Origin of the sequence: Microcystis aeruginosa NIES-2549 (genome assembly GCF_000981785.2) — a bacterium.
GTDB lineage: Bacteria > Cyanobacteriota > Cyanobacteriia > Cyanobacteriales > Microcystaceae > Microcystis > Microcystis aeruginosa_C.
Map to the genome: position 1 here is coordinate 3,219,513 of NZ_CP011304.1, position 16,791 is coordinate 3,236,303.

15 protein-coding genes are annotated in these 16,791 nt (G+C 41.4%); 4 read left to right on the top strand and 11 right to left on the bottom strand.

The window, feature by feature from the left end; translation table 11 throughout:
* Positions 1 to 8: 8 nt before the first annotated feature.
* A complete protein-coding gene (locus myaer_RS15805) occupies positions 9 to 1,277 on the bottom strand; it encodes a DNA methyltransferase (RefSeq protein ID WP_046662800.1) in 1,269 nt (422 codons plus the stop codon).
* A gap of 182 nt (positions 1,278 to 1,459) precedes the next feature.
* On the opposite strand from myaer_RS15805, the gene myaer_RS15810 reads away from it, so the two are divergent.
* From myaer_RS15810 to myaer_RS15820, 3 genes are all read left to right on the top strand, one after another.
* Entirely contained in the window at positions 1,460 to 2,731 is a 1,272-nt protein-coding gene (locus tag myaer_RS15810) for a dihydroorotase (RefSeq protein WP_046662801.1), read from the top strand.
* An 84-nt stretch (positions 2,732 to 2,815) separates the two neighbouring features.
* The gene (locus tag myaer_RS15815) at positions 2,816 to 3,976 is read left to right on the top strand and encodes a DNA-methyltransferase (RefSeq protein WP_046662802.1); all 1,161 of its coding nucleotides are present in this window, start codon (positions 2,816 to 2,818) and stop codon (positions 3,974 to 3,976) included.
* Between the two features lie 26 nt (positions 3,977 to 4,002).
* The gene (locus myaer_RS15820) at positions 4,003 to 4,248 is read left to right on the top strand and encodes a hypothetical protein (protein ID WP_046662803.1); all 246 of its coding nucleotides are present in this window, start codon (positions 4,003 to 4,005) and stop codon (positions 4,246 to 4,248) included.
* A gap of 92 nt (positions 4,249 to 4,340) precedes the next feature.
* Here the strand turns inward: myaer_RS15820 and myaer_RS15825 are convergent, their stop codons facing one another.
* From myaer_RS15825 to myaer_RS21375, 4 genes are all read right to left on the bottom strand, one after another.
* Positions 4,341 to 6,512 carry an EF-hand domain-containing protein gene (locus myaer_RS15825; RefSeq protein ID WP_046662804.1) on the bottom strand — a complete coding sequence of 724 codons (2,172 nt, stop codon included), beginning with the start codon at positions 6,510 to 6,512 and terminating at the stop codon, positions 4,341 to 4,343.
* A gap of 46 nt (positions 6,513 to 6,558) precedes the next feature.
* Entirely contained in the window at positions 6,559 to 6,738 is a 180-nt protein-coding gene (locus myaer_RS15830) for a hypothetical protein (RefSeq protein WP_046662805.1), read from the bottom strand.
* A 272-nt stretch (positions 6,739 to 7,010) separates the two neighbouring features.
* Positions 7,011 to 8,246, bottom strand: a complete 1,236-nt coding sequence (locus myaer_RS15835) for a zinc ribbon domain-containing protein (RefSeq protein ID WP_046662806.1) — start codon at positions 8,244 to 8,246, stop codon at positions 7,011 to 7,013.
* 209 nt (positions 8,247 to 8,455) lie between these two features.
* Entirely contained in the window at positions 8,456 to 8,617 is a 162-nt protein-coding gene (locus myaer_RS21375; RefSeq protein WP_158524806.1) for a hypothetical protein, read from the bottom strand.
* Positions 8,618 to 9,048: 431 nt separating this feature from the next.
* Here myaer_RS21375 and lepB point away from each other — a divergent pair, with 431 nt between their 5' ends.
* Entirely contained in the window at positions 9,049 to 9,651 is a 603-nt protein-coding gene (gene lepB, locus myaer_RS15840) for a signal peptidase I (RefSeq protein WP_008201884.1), read from the top strand.
* Between the two features lie 286 nt (positions 9,652 to 9,937).
* Here the strand turns inward: lepB and myaer_RS15845 are convergent, their stop codons facing one another.
* The 6 genes from myaer_RS15845 to myaer_RS15875 form a co-directional block, all read right to left on the bottom strand.
* A complete protein-coding gene (locus myaer_RS15845) occupies positions 9,938 to 10,810 on the bottom strand; it encodes a hypothetical protein (protein WP_235614756.1) in 873 nt (290 codons plus the stop codon).
* Entirely contained in the window at positions 10,776 to 11,450 is a 675-nt protein-coding gene (locus tag myaer_RS15850; RefSeq protein WP_046662807.1) for a helix-turn-helix domain-containing protein, read from the bottom strand. The genes myaer_RS15845 and myaer_RS15850 overlap by 35 nt, the downstream gene beginning before the upstream one ends.
* Positions 11,447 to 12,262 carry a TIGR04255 family protein gene (locus myaer_RS15855; RefSeq protein WP_046662808.1) on the bottom strand — a complete coding sequence of 272 codons (816 nt, stop codon included), beginning with the start codon at positions 12,260 to 12,262 and terminating at the stop codon, positions 11,447 to 11,449. Before myaer_RS15855 ends, myaer_RS15850 begins: the two co-directional genes overlap by 4 nt.
* Positions 12,263 to 12,536: 274 nt before the next feature.
* The gene (locus myaer_RS15865) at positions 12,537 to 13,508 is read right to left on the bottom strand and encodes a ribose-phosphate pyrophosphokinase (RefSeq protein ID WP_002783137.1); all 972 of its coding nucleotides are present in this window, start codon (positions 13,506 to 13,508) and stop codon (positions 12,537 to 12,539) included.
* A 557-nt stretch (positions 13,509 to 14,065) separates the two neighbouring features.
* Positions 14,066 to 15,859 (bottom strand): translational GTPase TypA, encoded by a 1,794-nt coding sequence (gene typA, locus myaer_RS15870; RefSeq protein ID WP_046662809.1) that lies wholly within the window; start codon positions 15,857 to 15,859, stop codon positions 14,066 to 14,068.
* Positions 15,860 to 16,010: 151 nt separating this feature from the next.
* Complete coding sequence (locus myaer_RS15875; RefSeq protein WP_046662810.1) at positions 16,011 to 16,715, bottom strand: DUF1997 domain-containing protein; 705 nt, start codon at positions 16,713 to 16,715, stop codon at positions 16,011 to 16,013.
* Between the last annotated feature and the right edge of the window lie 76 nt (positions 16,716 to 16,791).

Consider the following 16,791-nt stretch of genomic DNA (forward strand, 5'->3'; position numbering starts at 1 on the left):
AACTAGAGCTACCTTTTCTCTAAAATTAGTAAATATTCGGATTTCATGCCATCAGGATTTTTATTCTTGCGAGATTTGAATAACTGTCTGGTTTTAATTCTATCCTCAAAGACGGTATCAAAAACAAAGCCATTTTCCTGAAAATATTCCTTTAATATTCGCCAAGTTTCTACTTCCACTCCATCCACTTTTGGATTACCGACAAAAATGCAAGCTTTGCCAGCTTGTTTTAATTTTCTGGTGGCATTTTCTAAAGCGTTGATAGTGTGACAAAAATAGGAATCGAGTATTTTATGTAAATTCTCTTTCTCTAAACTTGATCTCACTCGATTTAAGGTTTCAGTTTCGATTAATCTGGTAGCCTGTCGGTAGGGAATTTCTAGCTTAGAGATTTTTTGCACTTCTTTTTCTGTATATCCTAACCAATATAAATCTAGTTTTGCTGTTCTGATATATTCTTGTGCTTGCAGATAGGGGGGTGAACTAATTAAACAATCTAACTCTAGATTTTGATCGATCTCAAAAGTGGCACTATCTACTCCTCCATAAAAAAGCACTTGATTACAATTATGCCAAGTTACGGTAATATATTGATTGACGCTGGTTAAAGTTTCAAAACTCATATCTTTAATCGTTCGTTTTAATTCCTCTTGCCAATCTCTTTGTAATAGTTCTTGTATATCTGATTTTTTGTATTTCGATTGAAATAATTTTGGTTTCGTATGTTCTGCATAGGAAAACTGTTTACTAACTTTCACTAAAACCGCTTGAATGATCTGGGAATACAAATCAGGTTCTAGACTTTTTTGACCTGCCCAAAGTTTCTGTAAAACTACTAAAATCTCCTCTGGATACCAATAGTTTAAATTTGACCACTGAGGGATAAATTTATCCTTGCTGGCAAAAACTTCTAAGATTTTTTTATCTAACTCTGAGTAACTCAATGGTTCTTGGTGTTCTGTGATCTTAATCGGTATAATATGGTTTAAAAGATAATTCAGGTCAGTTAAAACCGCATTTCTTTGACAAAGTTTAGCCTCTAAACCCACCGTACCCGAACCCGCAAAAGGATCGATAATCCAATCATCCTTTTTACTGTAATTATCAAGGCAAAATCTCACCACTTGGGGAATAAATTTAGCAGGATAATAATAGATGCCATGGGTTAGATAACTGGTGCTGGTGATTTCTGGTACTAAATCTCGAAAAGAAACTAATCGCGGGGTTCCCCGATTAAATTCTTCTAAATTATTAGAATCGAAAAGTTCTAGCTGCATGATTCGGCTATCAATTCTCCCTAGGGTGGATCGGCCAATTAAAATAAAGATTAAAACCGTAGTCGATCAATATTCTAACTTATCGTCCCCTAACCTAACCGACAACTCAGCTTTTTTGCTTTTTACTTTTTACTTAACGTGATATACTGCCAAAGGAAAAAATGACGTTTTAATTAGTCTGCGTGAATAGCCAATCCTCGACAATTATAGAACAGGTTAGAGTCCTTGACCCCCTGACACAAACCGATCGCATTGCCGATGTCTGGATTGAGGAGGGGGTAATTAAAGCGATCGAATCTCAGCTTCCCCCAAGAGAAAATAGTAACTATATTTCCGGTCAAAACTGTATTTTTGCCCCCGGATTAGTCGATCTCTACAGTCATTCCGGGGAACCCGGCCACGAGGACCGAGAAACCCTCGCATCTCTGATCGAAGCTGCCACGGCCGGAGGCTGCACCCGGGTGGCAATTCTCCCCAATACTCTCCCACCCCTCGATCACCCCGCACTTCTTAGCACATTACAGCAAAAAAGTCAAGGGTTTTTTGACTCAAAATCGACTCGTCTGCATTTTTGGGCAAGTCTCACCCTAGGAAGACAAGGGCAAAAAATGACGGAATTAGCCGATTTAATGCCTGTAGCGGTGGGTTTTACCGATAATCGCAGCCTGGAAGATTTGGGACTGTTGCGGCGCTTATTGGAATACCTAAAACCCTTCGGCAAAAATATCGCCCTTTCCCCGGTAAATCAGCAATTAAAGGGTAATGGAGTCATGCGTGAGGGAGAAACCTCGATTCGCCTAGGTTTACCGGGGGATCCTGCTATTTCCGAAACCACTGCTTTAGCCACAATTTTAGAAATCGTCGGCGAAATTAATACACCTGTTCACCTAATGCGAATTTCCACCCGTCGGGGAGTGGAATTAATTCGCGAGGCAAAAATGCGGGGATTGCCGATAACCGCTAGTGTGACGTGGTTGCATCTGCTCTTAAATACAGGATCGATCGCCAGCTATCATCCCAGTTTACACCTCGCTCCACCCTTAGGCCACGAAAGCGATCGCAAGGCGTTAATTGCGGCAATTAAGGAGGGAATTATCGATGCAATCGCGATCGATCATCGTCCCTATACCTACGAAGAAAAAACCGTCTCTTTTGCAGAAGCACCCCCCGGCGCGATCGGGTTAGAATTAGCTTTACCGCTACTCTGGGAAAAATTAGTAATAACTGGGCAATTATCAGCTTTACAATTGTGGCAAGCGCTTAGTCTCAATCCCTGTCATTGTTTACAACAAAAACCGGCATCTCTCAACCCCGGTAATCCCGCAGAAGCAATTCTTTTTCATCCCCAAGCAAGCTGGAAAGTAACGGCAAATAATCTTCACTCTCTCAGTCATAATACTTTCTGGTTAAATCAAACAATTACGGGAAAAGTCTTAGAAATGTGGAATTTTTAAAGGGTGGCCGATTTCTATCTTGAGACTCTCCTAGTTTTTTGGATAATGATCGGCTAGAATTCTAGAGAGAACTAGAGTAATGACATGGAAAAAGAACTGGTATCGGACAAGCGCGGTTATCTGCTTCGCACGGTGGCAGAAGCTAAAGAAATTGTCCTTAATTGGTTGCGGGAAATAAATTTAGTTAATGCGATTAAATTAGGTTTACCAGAAGTGGATGACAGATATCATATTTGGCGAGTTCCTTTATGTAATGAACAGAAAAAAACCGTTGGGGAAGTGGTGATCGATGCCTACACCAACGAAATTTTAGCCGATAGGACAACCCGGACTGAAATTATTATCGCTCGTCTGTTAAAACAGGATGAATCTAAATTAGAAAACTGCAAGAAACCCAAAAAAGAATATAAGCTTTCCTCTCTGAGAAATACCATCGGATTTGGTGATTGTAGCGAACTTTTGGAGGAAATGCCCGCAGAAAGTGTTGATTTAATCTTTACCTCACCACCCTATTTTAATGCTCGTCCGGAATATTCGGAATTTGAAGAATACGAAAGCTATCTATTGAAGCTGCGACAGGTGATCAGAAAATGTCATCGAGTTTTGAGTGAAGGACGTTTTTTTGTCATTAATATTTCTCCCGTGCTGTTGCGTCGCGCTTCGCGTAATCAAGCTTCTAAACGTATTGCTGTTCCCTTTGATTTGCATCGAATTTTTATTGAAGAAGGTTACGACTTTATTGATGATATTATTTGGCTAAAACCAGAGGGAGCAGGGTGGGCAACTGGTAGAGGGCGCAGATTTGCCGCCGATCGAAACCCTCTCCAATACAAAACCGTGCCAGTGACTGAATACGTTTTAGTCTATCGTAAACACACGGATTTACTCATCGATTGGCATATTCGCAATCATCCCGATCAAGAAGTAGTAAAAGCCTCAAAAATTGCCGATGGTTATGAACACACTAATGTTTGGAAGATTAACCCAGTCACCAACTCAAAACATCCCGCCGCTTTTCCCGTAGAATTGGCAGAAAAAGTGATTAATTATTACTCTTTTAAAGGTGATGTGGTTTTAGATCCCTTTGCTGGTTCAGGAACCGTGGGACTAGCGGCCGCTTCTTTAGATAGACGTTTTGTTTTATTCGAGAGTAATTTTAATTATATTGAAATGATACGAAAGCTAATTACTGAAGGCAATCAGACTGATTTAGACTCAATTATTTGGCTTAATTGTCCGTTATAACACTAACAATAAGCAAGATAAACCCCATGACAGCCAGTAAAAGTCACGCTTATTTTACTCCAAAAGACTATCTAGAAATAGAGAAAATTAGCCCCATTAAACCTGAATATATGCGAGGGCAAATCTTGGCAATGGCTGGGACAAGTAAAGCCCATGTTATCATCACGGGTAATCTTTCAGCCCAACTAATTAACCGTAACCTTTCAGGGGTGAACAGAAGCACTGTATTGGCTAAAAAAAGAAAAAGCTCCCACCATGAAAGTGACAGCTAACTTGATTCTCTATTTGCACTGAATACAATTTAATTTGCTATCAGAATCCTAATGTCTTGGAATTCATGACCGACGCAATAGTTACCGACAGTTTATTTATGGAATTGGTGAAGTAGATCGCGAAATTCCGGAAAACTAATCTGATTATCGCGACTTGTATCGGCCTGTTGTAACATAGCTTCGATTTCCTTGTCTGTCACCCCCGGTTCGATCGCCTGAAGACAAGCTTTCAACTCCTCAAGGCTAATTTGTCCAGAGCCATCACTATCGAATAGCTGGAATCTTTCCAATAAAATCCTTTCCTGTTGATCACGATCGCTGTCACTACTAAAAGATAGACGATCGAAGACCTGAAAAGCGCGGGCGATATTTTGCCATAATTGATGGGCCAAAGGACGATGGAGAATCGTTTCTTCCTCCTGACCAGTAACTCCGTACTGGCGACGCAAAGACTCGACAGTTTCCGTTTCTGCAGCCGGCAATTCCGTCAATAAATGCTCGATCGCCTCCCTGGAACTCTTACCGGTTAACACTTCCAGCAATTCCGACCCCACTTTGCGATCGGGGTCTTTTTTCCAAGTCACCAAGAGACTTTCTAACAAAGCATCGCGATAACTCTGCAAACGTAACCAATCCTCGCGACTATACTGCTTTTCCGGATCGAGAAGTTCGGCCGATTCCACACCCAACTCTGTGAGAATTGCCTGATGTTCTGCCTCGGTAATCGTCAACTCTAGGCGCATTTGTTGCAGGATTTCGAGGCTGTGGCCGAAGTCAGTATATCCCTCCTCCAAAGCCTCTTTTAACACGGCTTTATAGGCTTTTAAACGCTTCTGGTGGGTGAAATCCGGCAGTATCTTGGCTAATACATACACCTCATCCGCCTGCAAAGCTTCCAGCGATCGCCCATCGAGATATTTAGCTGTATCGAGACCCAGTTTACCCAACTGTTTACGCAATCTTCCCGCTAGTCCTTCCCGTTGGTAAAGACCCGGATTCCTTGTCCAGGTGCGATATAACCATAAACTACTCAAAACCGCCAGTAAAATACTAGCGAAATAATGCCAAAATTTTGGCAAAAGATTAATAAAAGGACGACCACCGAAAATAAAGAAGAAATTGAAAATCAGAAAAGTTCCGACAGTAAAGACGCGGTGACGGATAATTTCGGTCGGTAAGGGCGACTTTTTGCGAATTCTATAGACTTTATAGGCATTTTCCACTTTTTTACCGAGAAAGTAACCCAAAAAAGTGCAGATTGCCAAAGTTAAGGGAACAGCTACCAACTTCGGAATCGCAATTGCCTGACCGGCAAGATAAAAACCCGGTTTAAAGAGGGATTCTAGTTGATTTTCGTCGTGCGCCCAAGCTCCAGAGAAATAATAGTCCCAATTGCCAGCATAAAGATAATAATAGATAAAATAGCCAAAAACTAAACCAAAATAACCGTAATAAAGCCATTGGCGATCGCTGTTAGTTATCCCGTCCCAATAGGATCTTTCCGCATCGATATCGATACAGGGACTCTGACAGGCAACACAGGCACTTTGTTCGCTACCATCTTCATGGACAATGCGACACATGGATTGAGTAATGCCACCGCGACTGTCTTCGTGAGCGGTGCTATTTAGTAAACCCCTTGGTTCACCGTAAATCCTCTGAACCGGACTCATGGGACAAAAATAATTACACCAAGATTTGCCCCCATACCAATAACCGACAAAGATCGCCGCTAGAATAGTAAAGGTTAAAAAGCTACCCAAGAATAAGCGATCGGAATTATAAAAGAGAATCCGTCCGCATAAACCCAAAAATAACAGACTGAATTGTAGATAGAGATAATTCTGGGCTAACCAAGAGTTTTTCGGCACTTTATAGATTTCAGAGCGGACTTTTCCCGATTTATCGGTCTGTTTTTTCTGACGCTGTTTACCCAAAGCGCGTGGTATTTGAGAAAGAAAGGATAAAGGACAGATACGCCGCCAGAGTTCGTGACCGAATACTAATAAGATAAAAATGCCACTAGGAACCACTATTCCCCAAAAAATCGGCGCACCTAACTGATAGGAGGATTGGGGTAGGCAAACTCCCTGGACTTTAATGCACACATCGGGATCAACTCTCAGGGGACTAGAAAGATTGTTAGGATCGGTTAATTTTGCTGAAATAGGGTCAAAAAACAGAGAAAATATCAGAATTAACCAAGCGATGGTCACAACCCATCGCAGATAGTGCATTGAGCGTTCGGGAATTTGTGCAAACATAGACCTAAGTAGTGATGTAGAAGCGACTTTTAAGGGAGATAGGTGTCTAATTGTTGAATTCTAACGCTTTTCCAGGAATGGCGGCGAAAAACTCTCCTTTTTGATAGACTATATTACCATTAACAATAGTTACTGCTGGCCATCCCGTCAAACTCCAACCCTCAAAAGGACTCCAATCAGATTGAGATAAATTGATGGGTCTGGTGGAAGCAAGGAAACCCGACACAAACCTCTTATTTGTTTACTTAGTACAAATGCTTGCTTATTCCTAGTGCGCTGAGGAAATTTGTCTAGAGGATTCTGAGTCAGCATTTCCAACCAAAACGCAATAGCTTTCTTATTCAACTAATTTCTCTGGCGAGTAGAGAGAGTTTCGTTAACCAATGCGTCGGGAAGCATACCCTACAGTTTCCATTCAACTAATTTCTAAGCGCGAGTAGAGAGTCAATTGCAAGAGTGTCTACCCTCACCTGTAAACTTAAATGCGTCCTAACTTATTTAAGAAGGATTAATATTTTGTGGCGTGCCACAATGATAACAATAGGGCATAAATTTATAAGTTAAATTATGACAATGAGGACATTCGACATATTGAGCATAACCACAATGAGGACAATGTGAATGATCATTATGAATTTTTTTACCGCAATTTAAACAACGAGATTTTTCGACTCTTTTACTAGCTTGAGTTTTAGGATTAAAAACAATTTGTTGGAAAAATTTGATGATACCAAAACCAATGGCAGGGATTAAAAATATATATAAATAATTAATTAAAAATACTAAACCACCGAAAATAACGGTAATAATATCAAAAATAAATTCAAAAATAACTCCTACCTGCAAAAATTCAAATATTTTAATTAGTAATGGAATAAAAAAGATAACTAATAAATGCCAACTCATTAAAGAAAGCAATCCATATCCCTTTTCTATGGATAATTTATGGACAAATAAACTAATAAAGATTAGAGGTAATAAGAAGATAAGTTGGAAAATAATTTGAATAGATGGATACCAAAATGAAGCTTTTTCATAACCTTGTTTAACTTCACTAAATTTAACCTCTGAATTTAATAAAGAAAGAAAACTGACGGTTTCAGAAGTGGCTAATAATTGTTGTTTTAATTCCTTAATTTCTGTCTTGAGATTATTAATATTAAGGTTATTTTTATCTAATTCTTGCTTTGCTTTTTGGGCTTCAACTTCATTGATGGATAAATTACTAGGTTGACCTACAATTTGTTCTAATAAACTAGAGTCATATTGACTGCGAATAGTACGATTTTTTTCTTGAAGGGAAGTTACTTGTTTTTGCTTATCTTCTATGGTAGTGAAAATTAGCTTATTATTCGGTTGATTTATATTATTTTTAAGACTGGCAAAATTAACACAAATAGGAGATACTTTTCCTAAGTGTCTTTCTGGAGATTGGTCATAATTTTCGGGGATATAGGGAACTCTATTTAAATTTAAGATTTCACTTACTATTAAAAAATCTCGATCGCTATTTTTATTTTGTTGATAACTTTGCCATTGATCATAACAAGGATAGGCTTGAGAAGGACTTAAATACCATCTACTAATACTATCTAATCCTAAAAAAACGTTAATGAGAATAAACAAATCAATAACAATAATAACCGTTAAACTGATTTTATTAACTGGTTCATTATTAATGTTTCTTGATTTTGTAAAAAATAGATCAATAAAATTTCTTATTTTTCTGAACATCTTGAGTTTTTAATATGGGTTACATCCAACTAATTTCTCCAGCGAGTGGAGAGATTCCAGCCTTCCAGTAGAGAGCAACATCTCTATTTTGTTTCCATTCAATTAGTTTCTCCAGCGAATGAAGAGGTCAATAAAGCGATTGAAGAAAAAGGAGCTAGACTAATTTATTTACCCCCTTAATCTCCCGATTTTGCCCCGATTGAAAATTTTTAATCAAAAATCAAGTCAATCTTGAGAATAGGACTTTCCTTGATTTGTAAATCTCTTACATCTGCAACCCCCTCCCTTTTAGCAATTTCTTCAATAATATCTTTAACAAAATCGGGTTCTAGGCTGACAATTTCGGCTTCGCTGTTCCCAAAAATACCCAAGGTTATATTCTTCCTTTTTTTACAAAAAATAAGTTTCCATTCAACTAATTTCTAAGCGCGAGTAGAGAGAATGAATATTTACCCTTTGGGGGACATTTGGCTAGAGTCTTTATCCTGCCTACCTTTAAACCTCTTTGTCACCCCTTGAGTCTATTAACACATCTCCCTGACTAAATTCGCCATCGGGGAAGAGTATACGGGCTTGACAAATTAGTAGTGATTTGGTAGACATAGGAAAATTGCCCGAAAAATATTGTTGACGTTGCCAATATAACTATAGCAAAGATCGGGGTGGTTAGGACAATCAATCGCTGAAACCCTTGACCGATAAGAGTTTGAAAATTGAAAGCGTCCTAAATAACCCATTTTTTGCTATAAACTAGAAAATTAAAGAGCGCATTAGCTTAATCCTTCTCAAAAGTTAAAATTCTATGGCTGAAAGCTTGAACCATAAATCCGAAAAACCTTCTCCCCCTCCCGTCCCCCAAGAAAACCCTTGGCTAGAAGCAGTTAAAACCATTGTCACGGCTGGAATTTTGGCTTTTGGCATCCGCACTTTTGTGGCCGAGGCCCGTTATATTCCCTCTTCTTCCATGGAACCTACTCTCCAGATTAACGATCGCCTAATTATCGAGAAAGTTAGCTATCATTTTCATAAGCCAGAACGGGGTGATATAGTGGTTTTTAGTCCGACAGCCGCTCTGAAAGCTCAAAATTTTCAGGATGCTTTTATTAAACGGGTGATTGGACTGCCGGGGGATAAGGTGGAAGTCAAAAACGGTCTAGTTTACGTCAACGGTAAAGTTTTAGCGGAAAAGTATATCGCCGAAGAACCTAATTATGCTTACGGACCGGTGACAGTTCCCCCCGATCAATATCTGGTTTTGGGCGATAATCGCAATAATAGTTATGATTCCCACGCTTGGGGCTTCGTTCCCCGGGAAAACTTAATCGGTCGCGCCGTGGTGCGTTTTTGGCCCTTCAATCGTCTGGGAGGACTTGACAACCCCGACGCTGCCACAAATCAGAATTAATGTCAAGAAAATTTAGTCATTCTCAATAAATTCTAGACATTCTTGACCGGTGAAAGCCTCCACTGGTCTAATATTGGTCTTCTCAATTGCGATCAAAATGACTAGAGATTTTTCAGTATCATGAGGTACAGTAGCTAATATCAGTTATCAGTTTTTTAGCCATCAGACTTGGGCGTGAGCTTTTGTCGAACGCTTGTTTCTCCCCCTTCCCTAAAACTGGAGACTTTGTATCTCACCAGTATCAGAATTGCGACAATATTTGGAAAACTTTTGTAACTCTAGTTTTCTATAAATCTAAATTTTCAATATTGCTTTGGGCCATAGACAAATGATCAAGATCCAGTGGATCACTGTCAACATAATCTTTTGCGGTCATATCTTCTAAGCTTACTACTAAACCATCAGACTGAAAACGTCCAGAGTTAGGTAATAAATTTAACCACTTATCTAGCCATTTGTCCCATCCAATGTCATTATAGTCCTCTTGTTCTTCTTCACGAATAAAATAAAACATAAGTTCAGGATTTTCATCATTCCACGAAGGTCTTGCACTAACTCTAATTTCCCGCAAAGCTCGTAAGGCTTCCCCTTCATCACTTTGTTTAGTATGCTTATCTTGCATCCGTTTTTGAAGTTTACTGACAAATTGAACAAAATCATCTGGAAAAGCAAAACGGATTCTTTTTCTTGCTATCGCTTGTGCTAAGAGTCTTTTTTCTTGATCAGTTACACAACCCTGTTGACGATTCCATTGTAAGATCAATGCTTTTTCGACTGTCATTACCCTATCGAGATCAGCTACTAAGTTTAGTTTGGCAACTCCTTCAATGTAAACGTATTGAGGTCGTCTGCCTTTTTTTATCTCACTAATTTTTTCAGCTTCAATTTCTACCAGAGGAACAACTTCTAGAAAAGGACGTTCACAACAATAACGGACAATATCGCAAGTTTGTGTAACAACAACTAGACCTTTTACTTCCGATTTTACAAGATCATTTTCTTCAGCATCTTGCTTTGTAGAATCAGGTGTAAGAGGAAATTGAGGATTAAATCGATGAACAAACCGCTGTTCTCCTAAAACAAAATCCCCTTGACACCATGTTTGTAACTCATTGTTAATGAGATCAATCTGTTTGCTTTCCACTGCGATTTTGACCACTACTCAATGTTTTAGCAGGTCTAGAACGTCCAACATCATGATGAATAGAATCTTGTAAAGCATCAATTAATATCTCCGGTGGTAAAGGCCTACGAAGCTCACTCTCCTCCTCAGACAAAGGTCTTAATTGCGGTCTTTTGGGTGGATTACCACGCCCAAGATTCTCTCTTACTTTATCATATTCTCCTGATATTAATTGGTCTAAAGGCAGTTCCCCATCAGCATTAGGCTTCAATAATAACTTACGGTTAAGACTTGCACTTCCTCGATCAATATATCTAATCACTCCCAGTAATCTATTTAATTTCTCCTCATTGTCACTAGCTAGAGGCTGTCCACTTGCCCAAAAATGAATGCTTCGACGTGAAACATTAAATAGTTTGGCAACTTGCTCCCAGGTCAGTCCACTGGTTTTTCTGAGTTCATTAATCGCTTTTTGACTATCTTGAAAAAGATGAGGATTGTGCTTCGGAATAACTATTCCGCTATTAGTTCTTTCTGAAATCGCTAGTAACTTTTGAGCGTCAAGACTACCAGAGCTAATGGTACTGGATTCCGCAATACCAGCAAACATTCTAAATGGTTTTTGAGGATTGATTGATCTAAAAGTATTTGAACGTTCAAGCACTGAGTTACTCATTGTTCACCTCCAAAGCGTCTGAGAAATTCTTCGGTTACTGACCATCGGAAAAAAGTATAAATTCTTTCAGAAAATCGTTTTGTATCCTCTAAAATTTTTTCAACGTCAAATTCTTGATTCTCTGAAATAGACATATCTAAATCAAGAAACCAACTCGGTTGATCAATCGGTTCAAAGACATTTGGATCAAAAGTAGCGTTACCTGGAATCAATCCCCATCTTGCTAAAAGTGTCTCTTTGGTATCAGGTAACTGAAACAGAGATTCATTATAACTTTGAATAATATGTTCTTGAAATGTTGACGCGGTGATATTTATCAGTTCTGATCTGACTAAATTAGAAATATTCCCTACATCAATACCCTCAATACGATCAACATATCTAATACCGATTCGCTCAACAAGGTTGGGTTGAATATGTTCATTAACCGCAGTTAAAACTTCTCTCATTCGCTCTAAAAAGTCCTGACGACTGACATACTTTGATGTGTCTAAGGTGACAAAATTAGATGCTAATGAGACTCGCCAATGATTATTGACATCTGTAAATCGCCAGATAACCTCAGCTTGAGATCTGACGGCATCTTTTTCTTGATTATCAAAAGTTAATTGATAAGTTCGTTCCTGCCGTAACTTAGGATACTTTGTTCTAATAGCTTCCTGAAATGGAGTCACAAATTTCCTATCCTCAACGGCCAGAATTTGTGGGAACCGTACTTGTCCAAGCACACACACTAGAGGTGCATTAGTTAAGTGAACCTCTGGAGGAGTTGGATCGATCAGTGGATTGTTAATACCGACCACTTTGGACATTTTAGGCTATTTATCTCCTATATTAAGCGTTTTTAGCTAATAGAACACAATAACTATCGGAATAACTGTTCTGCATCTCCATTGTACGGCAAGACTGTGAAATAACCAGTGAAGTTTAAGAATTGCTATATTTAATTTTCCGATCGATTCTCTCTCTACACCTTCCCCCTCTCTCTGCGAGATGGAGTGGTTGATAATGCCATTAACCCACCCCATTTCCACAGAAAAGGGCTAAATATCAAAATTCCCCCTAAAACTAGGGGGATTCGGCCATCTATTTGAACATATTACTCACGGAATTGTCCTCATGGATGCGCCATATAGCCTCACCCAGAATCGGGGCAACTGGCAAGACTTTCAGTTGCGGGAAAAAATGTTCTTGGGGGACGGGAATCGTGTTAGTAACGATCACCTCCTCGACTATGCCACTGGATAAACGCTCGATCGCAGGGCCGGAAAAAACCGGATGGGTGGCACAAGCATAAACCTGTCGCGCCCCCTTGGCTTTCAGTAACTGCGCCCCTTGAGCGATCGTACCGGCCGTATCGATCATATCATCGACCAAAACCGCCGTTTTATCCTTAACATCGCCGATCAAGTTCATCACTTCCGCCACATTATGGGTTTGCCGGCGTTTATCAATAATTGCTAGGGGCGCATCATTGAGTTTTTTGGCAAAAGCCCGCGCCCTAGCCACCCCACCCACATCGGGAGAAACCACCACGATATCGGGTAATTGTTTACTGAGAAGATAGTCCACCACCACTGGGGAACCGTAAACGTGATCGAAGGGAATATCGAAATAACCTTGAATTTGGGCTGAATGCAAATCCATGGCCAACACGCGACTTGCCCCCGCTTCCGTGATCAGATTAGCCACCAGTTTGGCGGCGATCGATTCCCGGCCGGCGGTTTTGCGATCGGCGCGAGCATAACCATAATAGGGAATTACGGCGGTAATTTGTCGGGCAGAAGCACGACGACAGGCATCAATCATGATCAACAATTCCATCAAATGATCGTTGACGGGATTGCAACAGGGTTGAATTAAATAGACATCACAGCCCCGGATCGATTCCTGAATCTGGATGTACAATTCACCATCGGCGAAACGTTTACGAATCATCGGACCCACATCCATACCCAGATAACGGGCTACCTCTTGGGCAAGAGATACATTAGCGGATCCCGAAAAGAGACGAAGACGATTGCTGTCCGACGCGGCGGGAAACATCGGATGTCGCATCAAAGTAGCAGAATAGCTCACAGCAGATTCTTTACCCTCAAACTCAAGGCACTTTTTTCTATCATCTCAGTTTTGTTGAAAATCTGAGTGGATTTCTTTGTTAGATCTCAATCTTAACCAATTACCGATCATCGGAAATTTTGGGTCTGAAACCCCGCCGTTCTAGGTTGGCTTTACGTTAGAATTAAAAGGCCAGTCTCGAAAACCAAGTGGACGGCGCAGCACCTTGAAAACTCGGCTTAGGGGGTTCCGACCAGAAAAGCTTGGCCGGGTAAAAAGTCGCGCGCAACAAGTACAAGAAGCTATAGGCGGTCAACGTACCGTGGGACACACGGAATCGGGCTTCTGAAATGGGGCGAAAGTCTGTGGACTCTGTGTAAGACAGTACATGGTTTTTTAACTGTGGTATGCGACGGTGGTGGAAGCAGAAACTTAAATCGTGAGGTTTAGGAATCGCCGCACTTTTAGGGCGGCGAGGATGTCAACTTCGAGTCATTGCTGCCCCTTTTAGCGGCAATGGCCATGGCCAAATTGCCGCTGGATTTTGTCAAAACCGATTAACGTTTGGCTAACTTTTTCACTGGTAATTTACGCAGACGGATCGATTTCGGGGTAATTTCTACCAACTCATCTGGTCCAATGTATTCCAGGGCGCGTTCGAGACTCATATCCACGGGGGACTGTAACTGAACCAATTCATCCCCAGTGGCGGAACGATGGTTAGTTAACTGTTTAGTTTTGCAGATATTGATCTCCACGTCCTGGGGCCGGTTGCTTTCGCCGATAATCATGTTTTTATACACTTTTGTCCCCGGAGTAATAAAGAATACCCCCCGGTCCTCGGCGTTTTTGAGAGCGTAGAAAGTGGCCACTCCTTCCTCAAAGGCAGTAATCACGCCATTGTAACGGGTGGCTAATTCCCCGGAGAAAGGACGATATTCGAGAAAACTATGGTTCATAATCCCCTCACCGCGACTCAGACGGATAAATTCGCCCCGGAAACCGATTAAACCCCGGGCCGGAATCACGAATTCCAATTGAGTACGGCCATTGCTGCCCGTCTGCATATCCTGCATTTCCCCTTTCCGTTGGCCGAGACGTTCGATACTGGAACCCACCGCTTCTTCGGGTACATCTAAAACGAGGTATTCGTAGGGTTCGCAGGGTTGACCGTTAATTTCCCGATAGATAACTTGCGGCTGCGACACTTGGAATTCGTAGCCTTCCCGACGCATGGTTTCGATGAGAATGCCTAAATGCAGTTCTCCCCGTCCCGAAACTAGGAATTTCTCGGCAGAATCACTTTCTTCCACCCGTAGGGCGACGTTAGTTTCTAATTCTCGCATCAGACGATCGCGAATTTGCCGCGAGGTGACAAAAGTGCCTTCCTGACCGGCAAAGGGAGAATCGTTAACCGAGAAGGTCATTTGTAGGGTCGGTTCATCGACTTTAATTAGGGGTAAAGCCTGCGGGTCATCGGCTAAAGTTACGGTTTCCCCGATGTTAGCGTCGGCAAAACCAGCCACAGCAACGATATTACCGGCGCTGGCTTCGTTTAGTTCCACCCGTTTGAGGCCTTCAAAACCAAGAAGTTTTGTTATTTTACCCTTGACAATTGCGCCCGTATCCTTTACTAAAGCGGCCTGTTGACCGGCTTTAATTACGCCGTTATGGATGCGGCCGATAACGATGCGTCCTAAGTATTCCGAGTAATCGAGGGTGGTTACTTGCAGCTGTAGGGGTTTGTTAACGTCCCCGGCCGGTGGTGGAACGTGGTGTAAAATCGCCTCAAACAGGGGCTGCATATCTTTGTCTTCATCTTCGAGGCTTTCTTTGGCGAATCCTTGCATCCCGGAAGCGAACAGAGTAGTAAAATCACATTGGTCGTCATCGGCGCCCAGTTCCACAAACAGATCGAAAACTTTGTCCACGGCTAGGTTAGGATCGACGTTAGGGCGATCGATTTTATTAACCACGACAATCGGTCTTAATCCCTTTTCTAGGGCTTTTTTCAGCACAAAACGGGTTTGGGGCATCGGCCCCTCGTTGGCATCGACAATCAGGATACAACCGTCCACCATACCTAAAACCCGTTCCACTTCGCCACCAAAGTCGGCGTGACCGGGAGTATCGACGATGTTAATCAGGGTGTTTTGGTAACGAACGGCGGTGTTTTTGGCCAGAATGGTGATACCGCGTTCTCTTTCGAGGTCATTGGAATCCATGACGCAGGTGGGTACATCTTCCCCTTCTCGAAAGATTCCCGACTGTTTGAGGAGTGCATCGACGAGGGTGGTTTTCCCGTGGTCAACGTGAGCAATGATAGCAACGTTACGGATAGGCAGAGACATAAAATATTGAAGTAGTCTTAGGTTTATTTTTACAAGTAAACATTTCTTAAAATTCTAGCTTAGACTGACCAGCACCGTTAGCAAATCTTTATTTTTCCTTGGTTTCCCATCAGCAAGCTCTACTGATTACTGTTGACAGACTCCCCAAACCCTAGGCAAGCAACCCACCCTCGCAGGAGTCGAGACGATAGAAAAGACGACTGGAGGCAGGGGGTAGGGGTAAATTAAAGCTAGAGTGAAAATCCTCTTGAACTTTGTAGGTTAAGCGGGGGGAAACTTGGCGAACAATTTGTGTCAACAGTTTATCACCGGTTTTTTGGAGAATGGAACGGGGAATCTTATAAATAAACTTGGGAAACTTAACCATAACATTCATACGCAGTTCCCAGGTGACTTGGGTGATAACCGCCGGAATATCCAGTCCCTGTTGCCGAAAAATTGCCTCAATTTCCTGACTAGGAGAAGATAGTGGCATTTCCTCTAGTTTCATAATTGCCTGATAATCCACTAGATAGCCCAAAAACGGTTGATCGGGAATGGGTACACTGCGAGTATGATAGACTCCATTGACGGGAAGTTCCAGAACCACAGCGATTTTCGGCTCCAGTTCATAGCCAAAAGCTCCATATTTACCGATGGTGATAATATAACCATTGTCACCGAAGGGCAGCGTTTTCATCGGTTCGGCACAACGACAAAACCAACCTTCGTGAGCGCCCAGATAATCGGCAACCGTCTCCTGATTGCTATACATATCCATACATCCGGCAAAATGGGTTTGAAAACCGAGAAATTGATTGTCTTCTTTGACTTCTACAGATTCGCGAGCTAGGGAGTTAATGGGGGGACGCTGCATGACTTATAAACCTGGAAAATGATACTGTCAGAAAAATTTGGCGATTAACCGCCAAAGGATCAGGGAAATTTGTAGA

Bases quoted from the DNA above. Each gene is read 5' to 3' on its own strand.
- myaer_RS15805 (WP_046662800.1), bottom strand. From the start codon at position 1,277: ATGCAGCTAGAACTTTTCGATTCTAATAATTTAGAAGAATTTAATCGG.
- myaer_RS15815 (WP_046662802.1), top strand. From the start codon at position 2,816: ATGGAAAAAGAACTGGTATCGGACAAGCGCGGTTATCTGCTTCGCACG.
- myaer_RS15820 (WP_046662803.1), top strand. From the start codon at position 4,003: ATGACAGCCAGTAAAAGTCACGCTTATTTTACTCCAAAAGACTATCTA.
- myaer_RS15825 (WP_046662804.1), bottom strand. From the start codon at position 6,512: ATGTTTGCACAAATTCCCGAACGCTCAATGCACTATCTGCGATGGGTT.
- myaer_RS15835 (WP_046662806.1), bottom strand. From the start codon at position 8,246: ATGTTCAGAAAAATAAGAAATTTTATTGATCTATTTTTTACAAAATCA.
- lepB (WP_008201884.1), top strand. From the start codon at position 9,049: ATGGCTGAAAGCTTGAACCATAAATCCGAAAAACCTTCTCCCCCTCCC.
- myaer_RS15850 (WP_046662807.1), bottom strand. From the start codon at position 11,450: ATGAGTAACTCAGTGCTTGAACGTTCAAATACTTTTAGATCAATCAAT.
- myaer_RS15855 (WP_046662808.1), bottom strand. From the start codon at position 12,262: ATGTCCAAAGTGGTCGGTATTAACAATCCACTGATCGATCCAACTCCT.
- myaer_RS15865 (WP_002783137.1), bottom strand. From the start codon at position 13,508: ATGCGACATCCGATGTTTCCCGCCGCGTCGGACAGCAATCGTCTTCGT.
- typA (WP_046662809.1), bottom strand. From the start codon at position 15,859: ATGTCTCTGCCTATCCGTAACGTTGCTATCATTGCTCACGTTGACCAC.
- myaer_RS15875 (WP_046662810.1), bottom strand. From the start codon at position 16,715: ATGCAGCGTCCCCCCATTAACTCCCTAGCTCGCGAATCTGTAGAAGTC.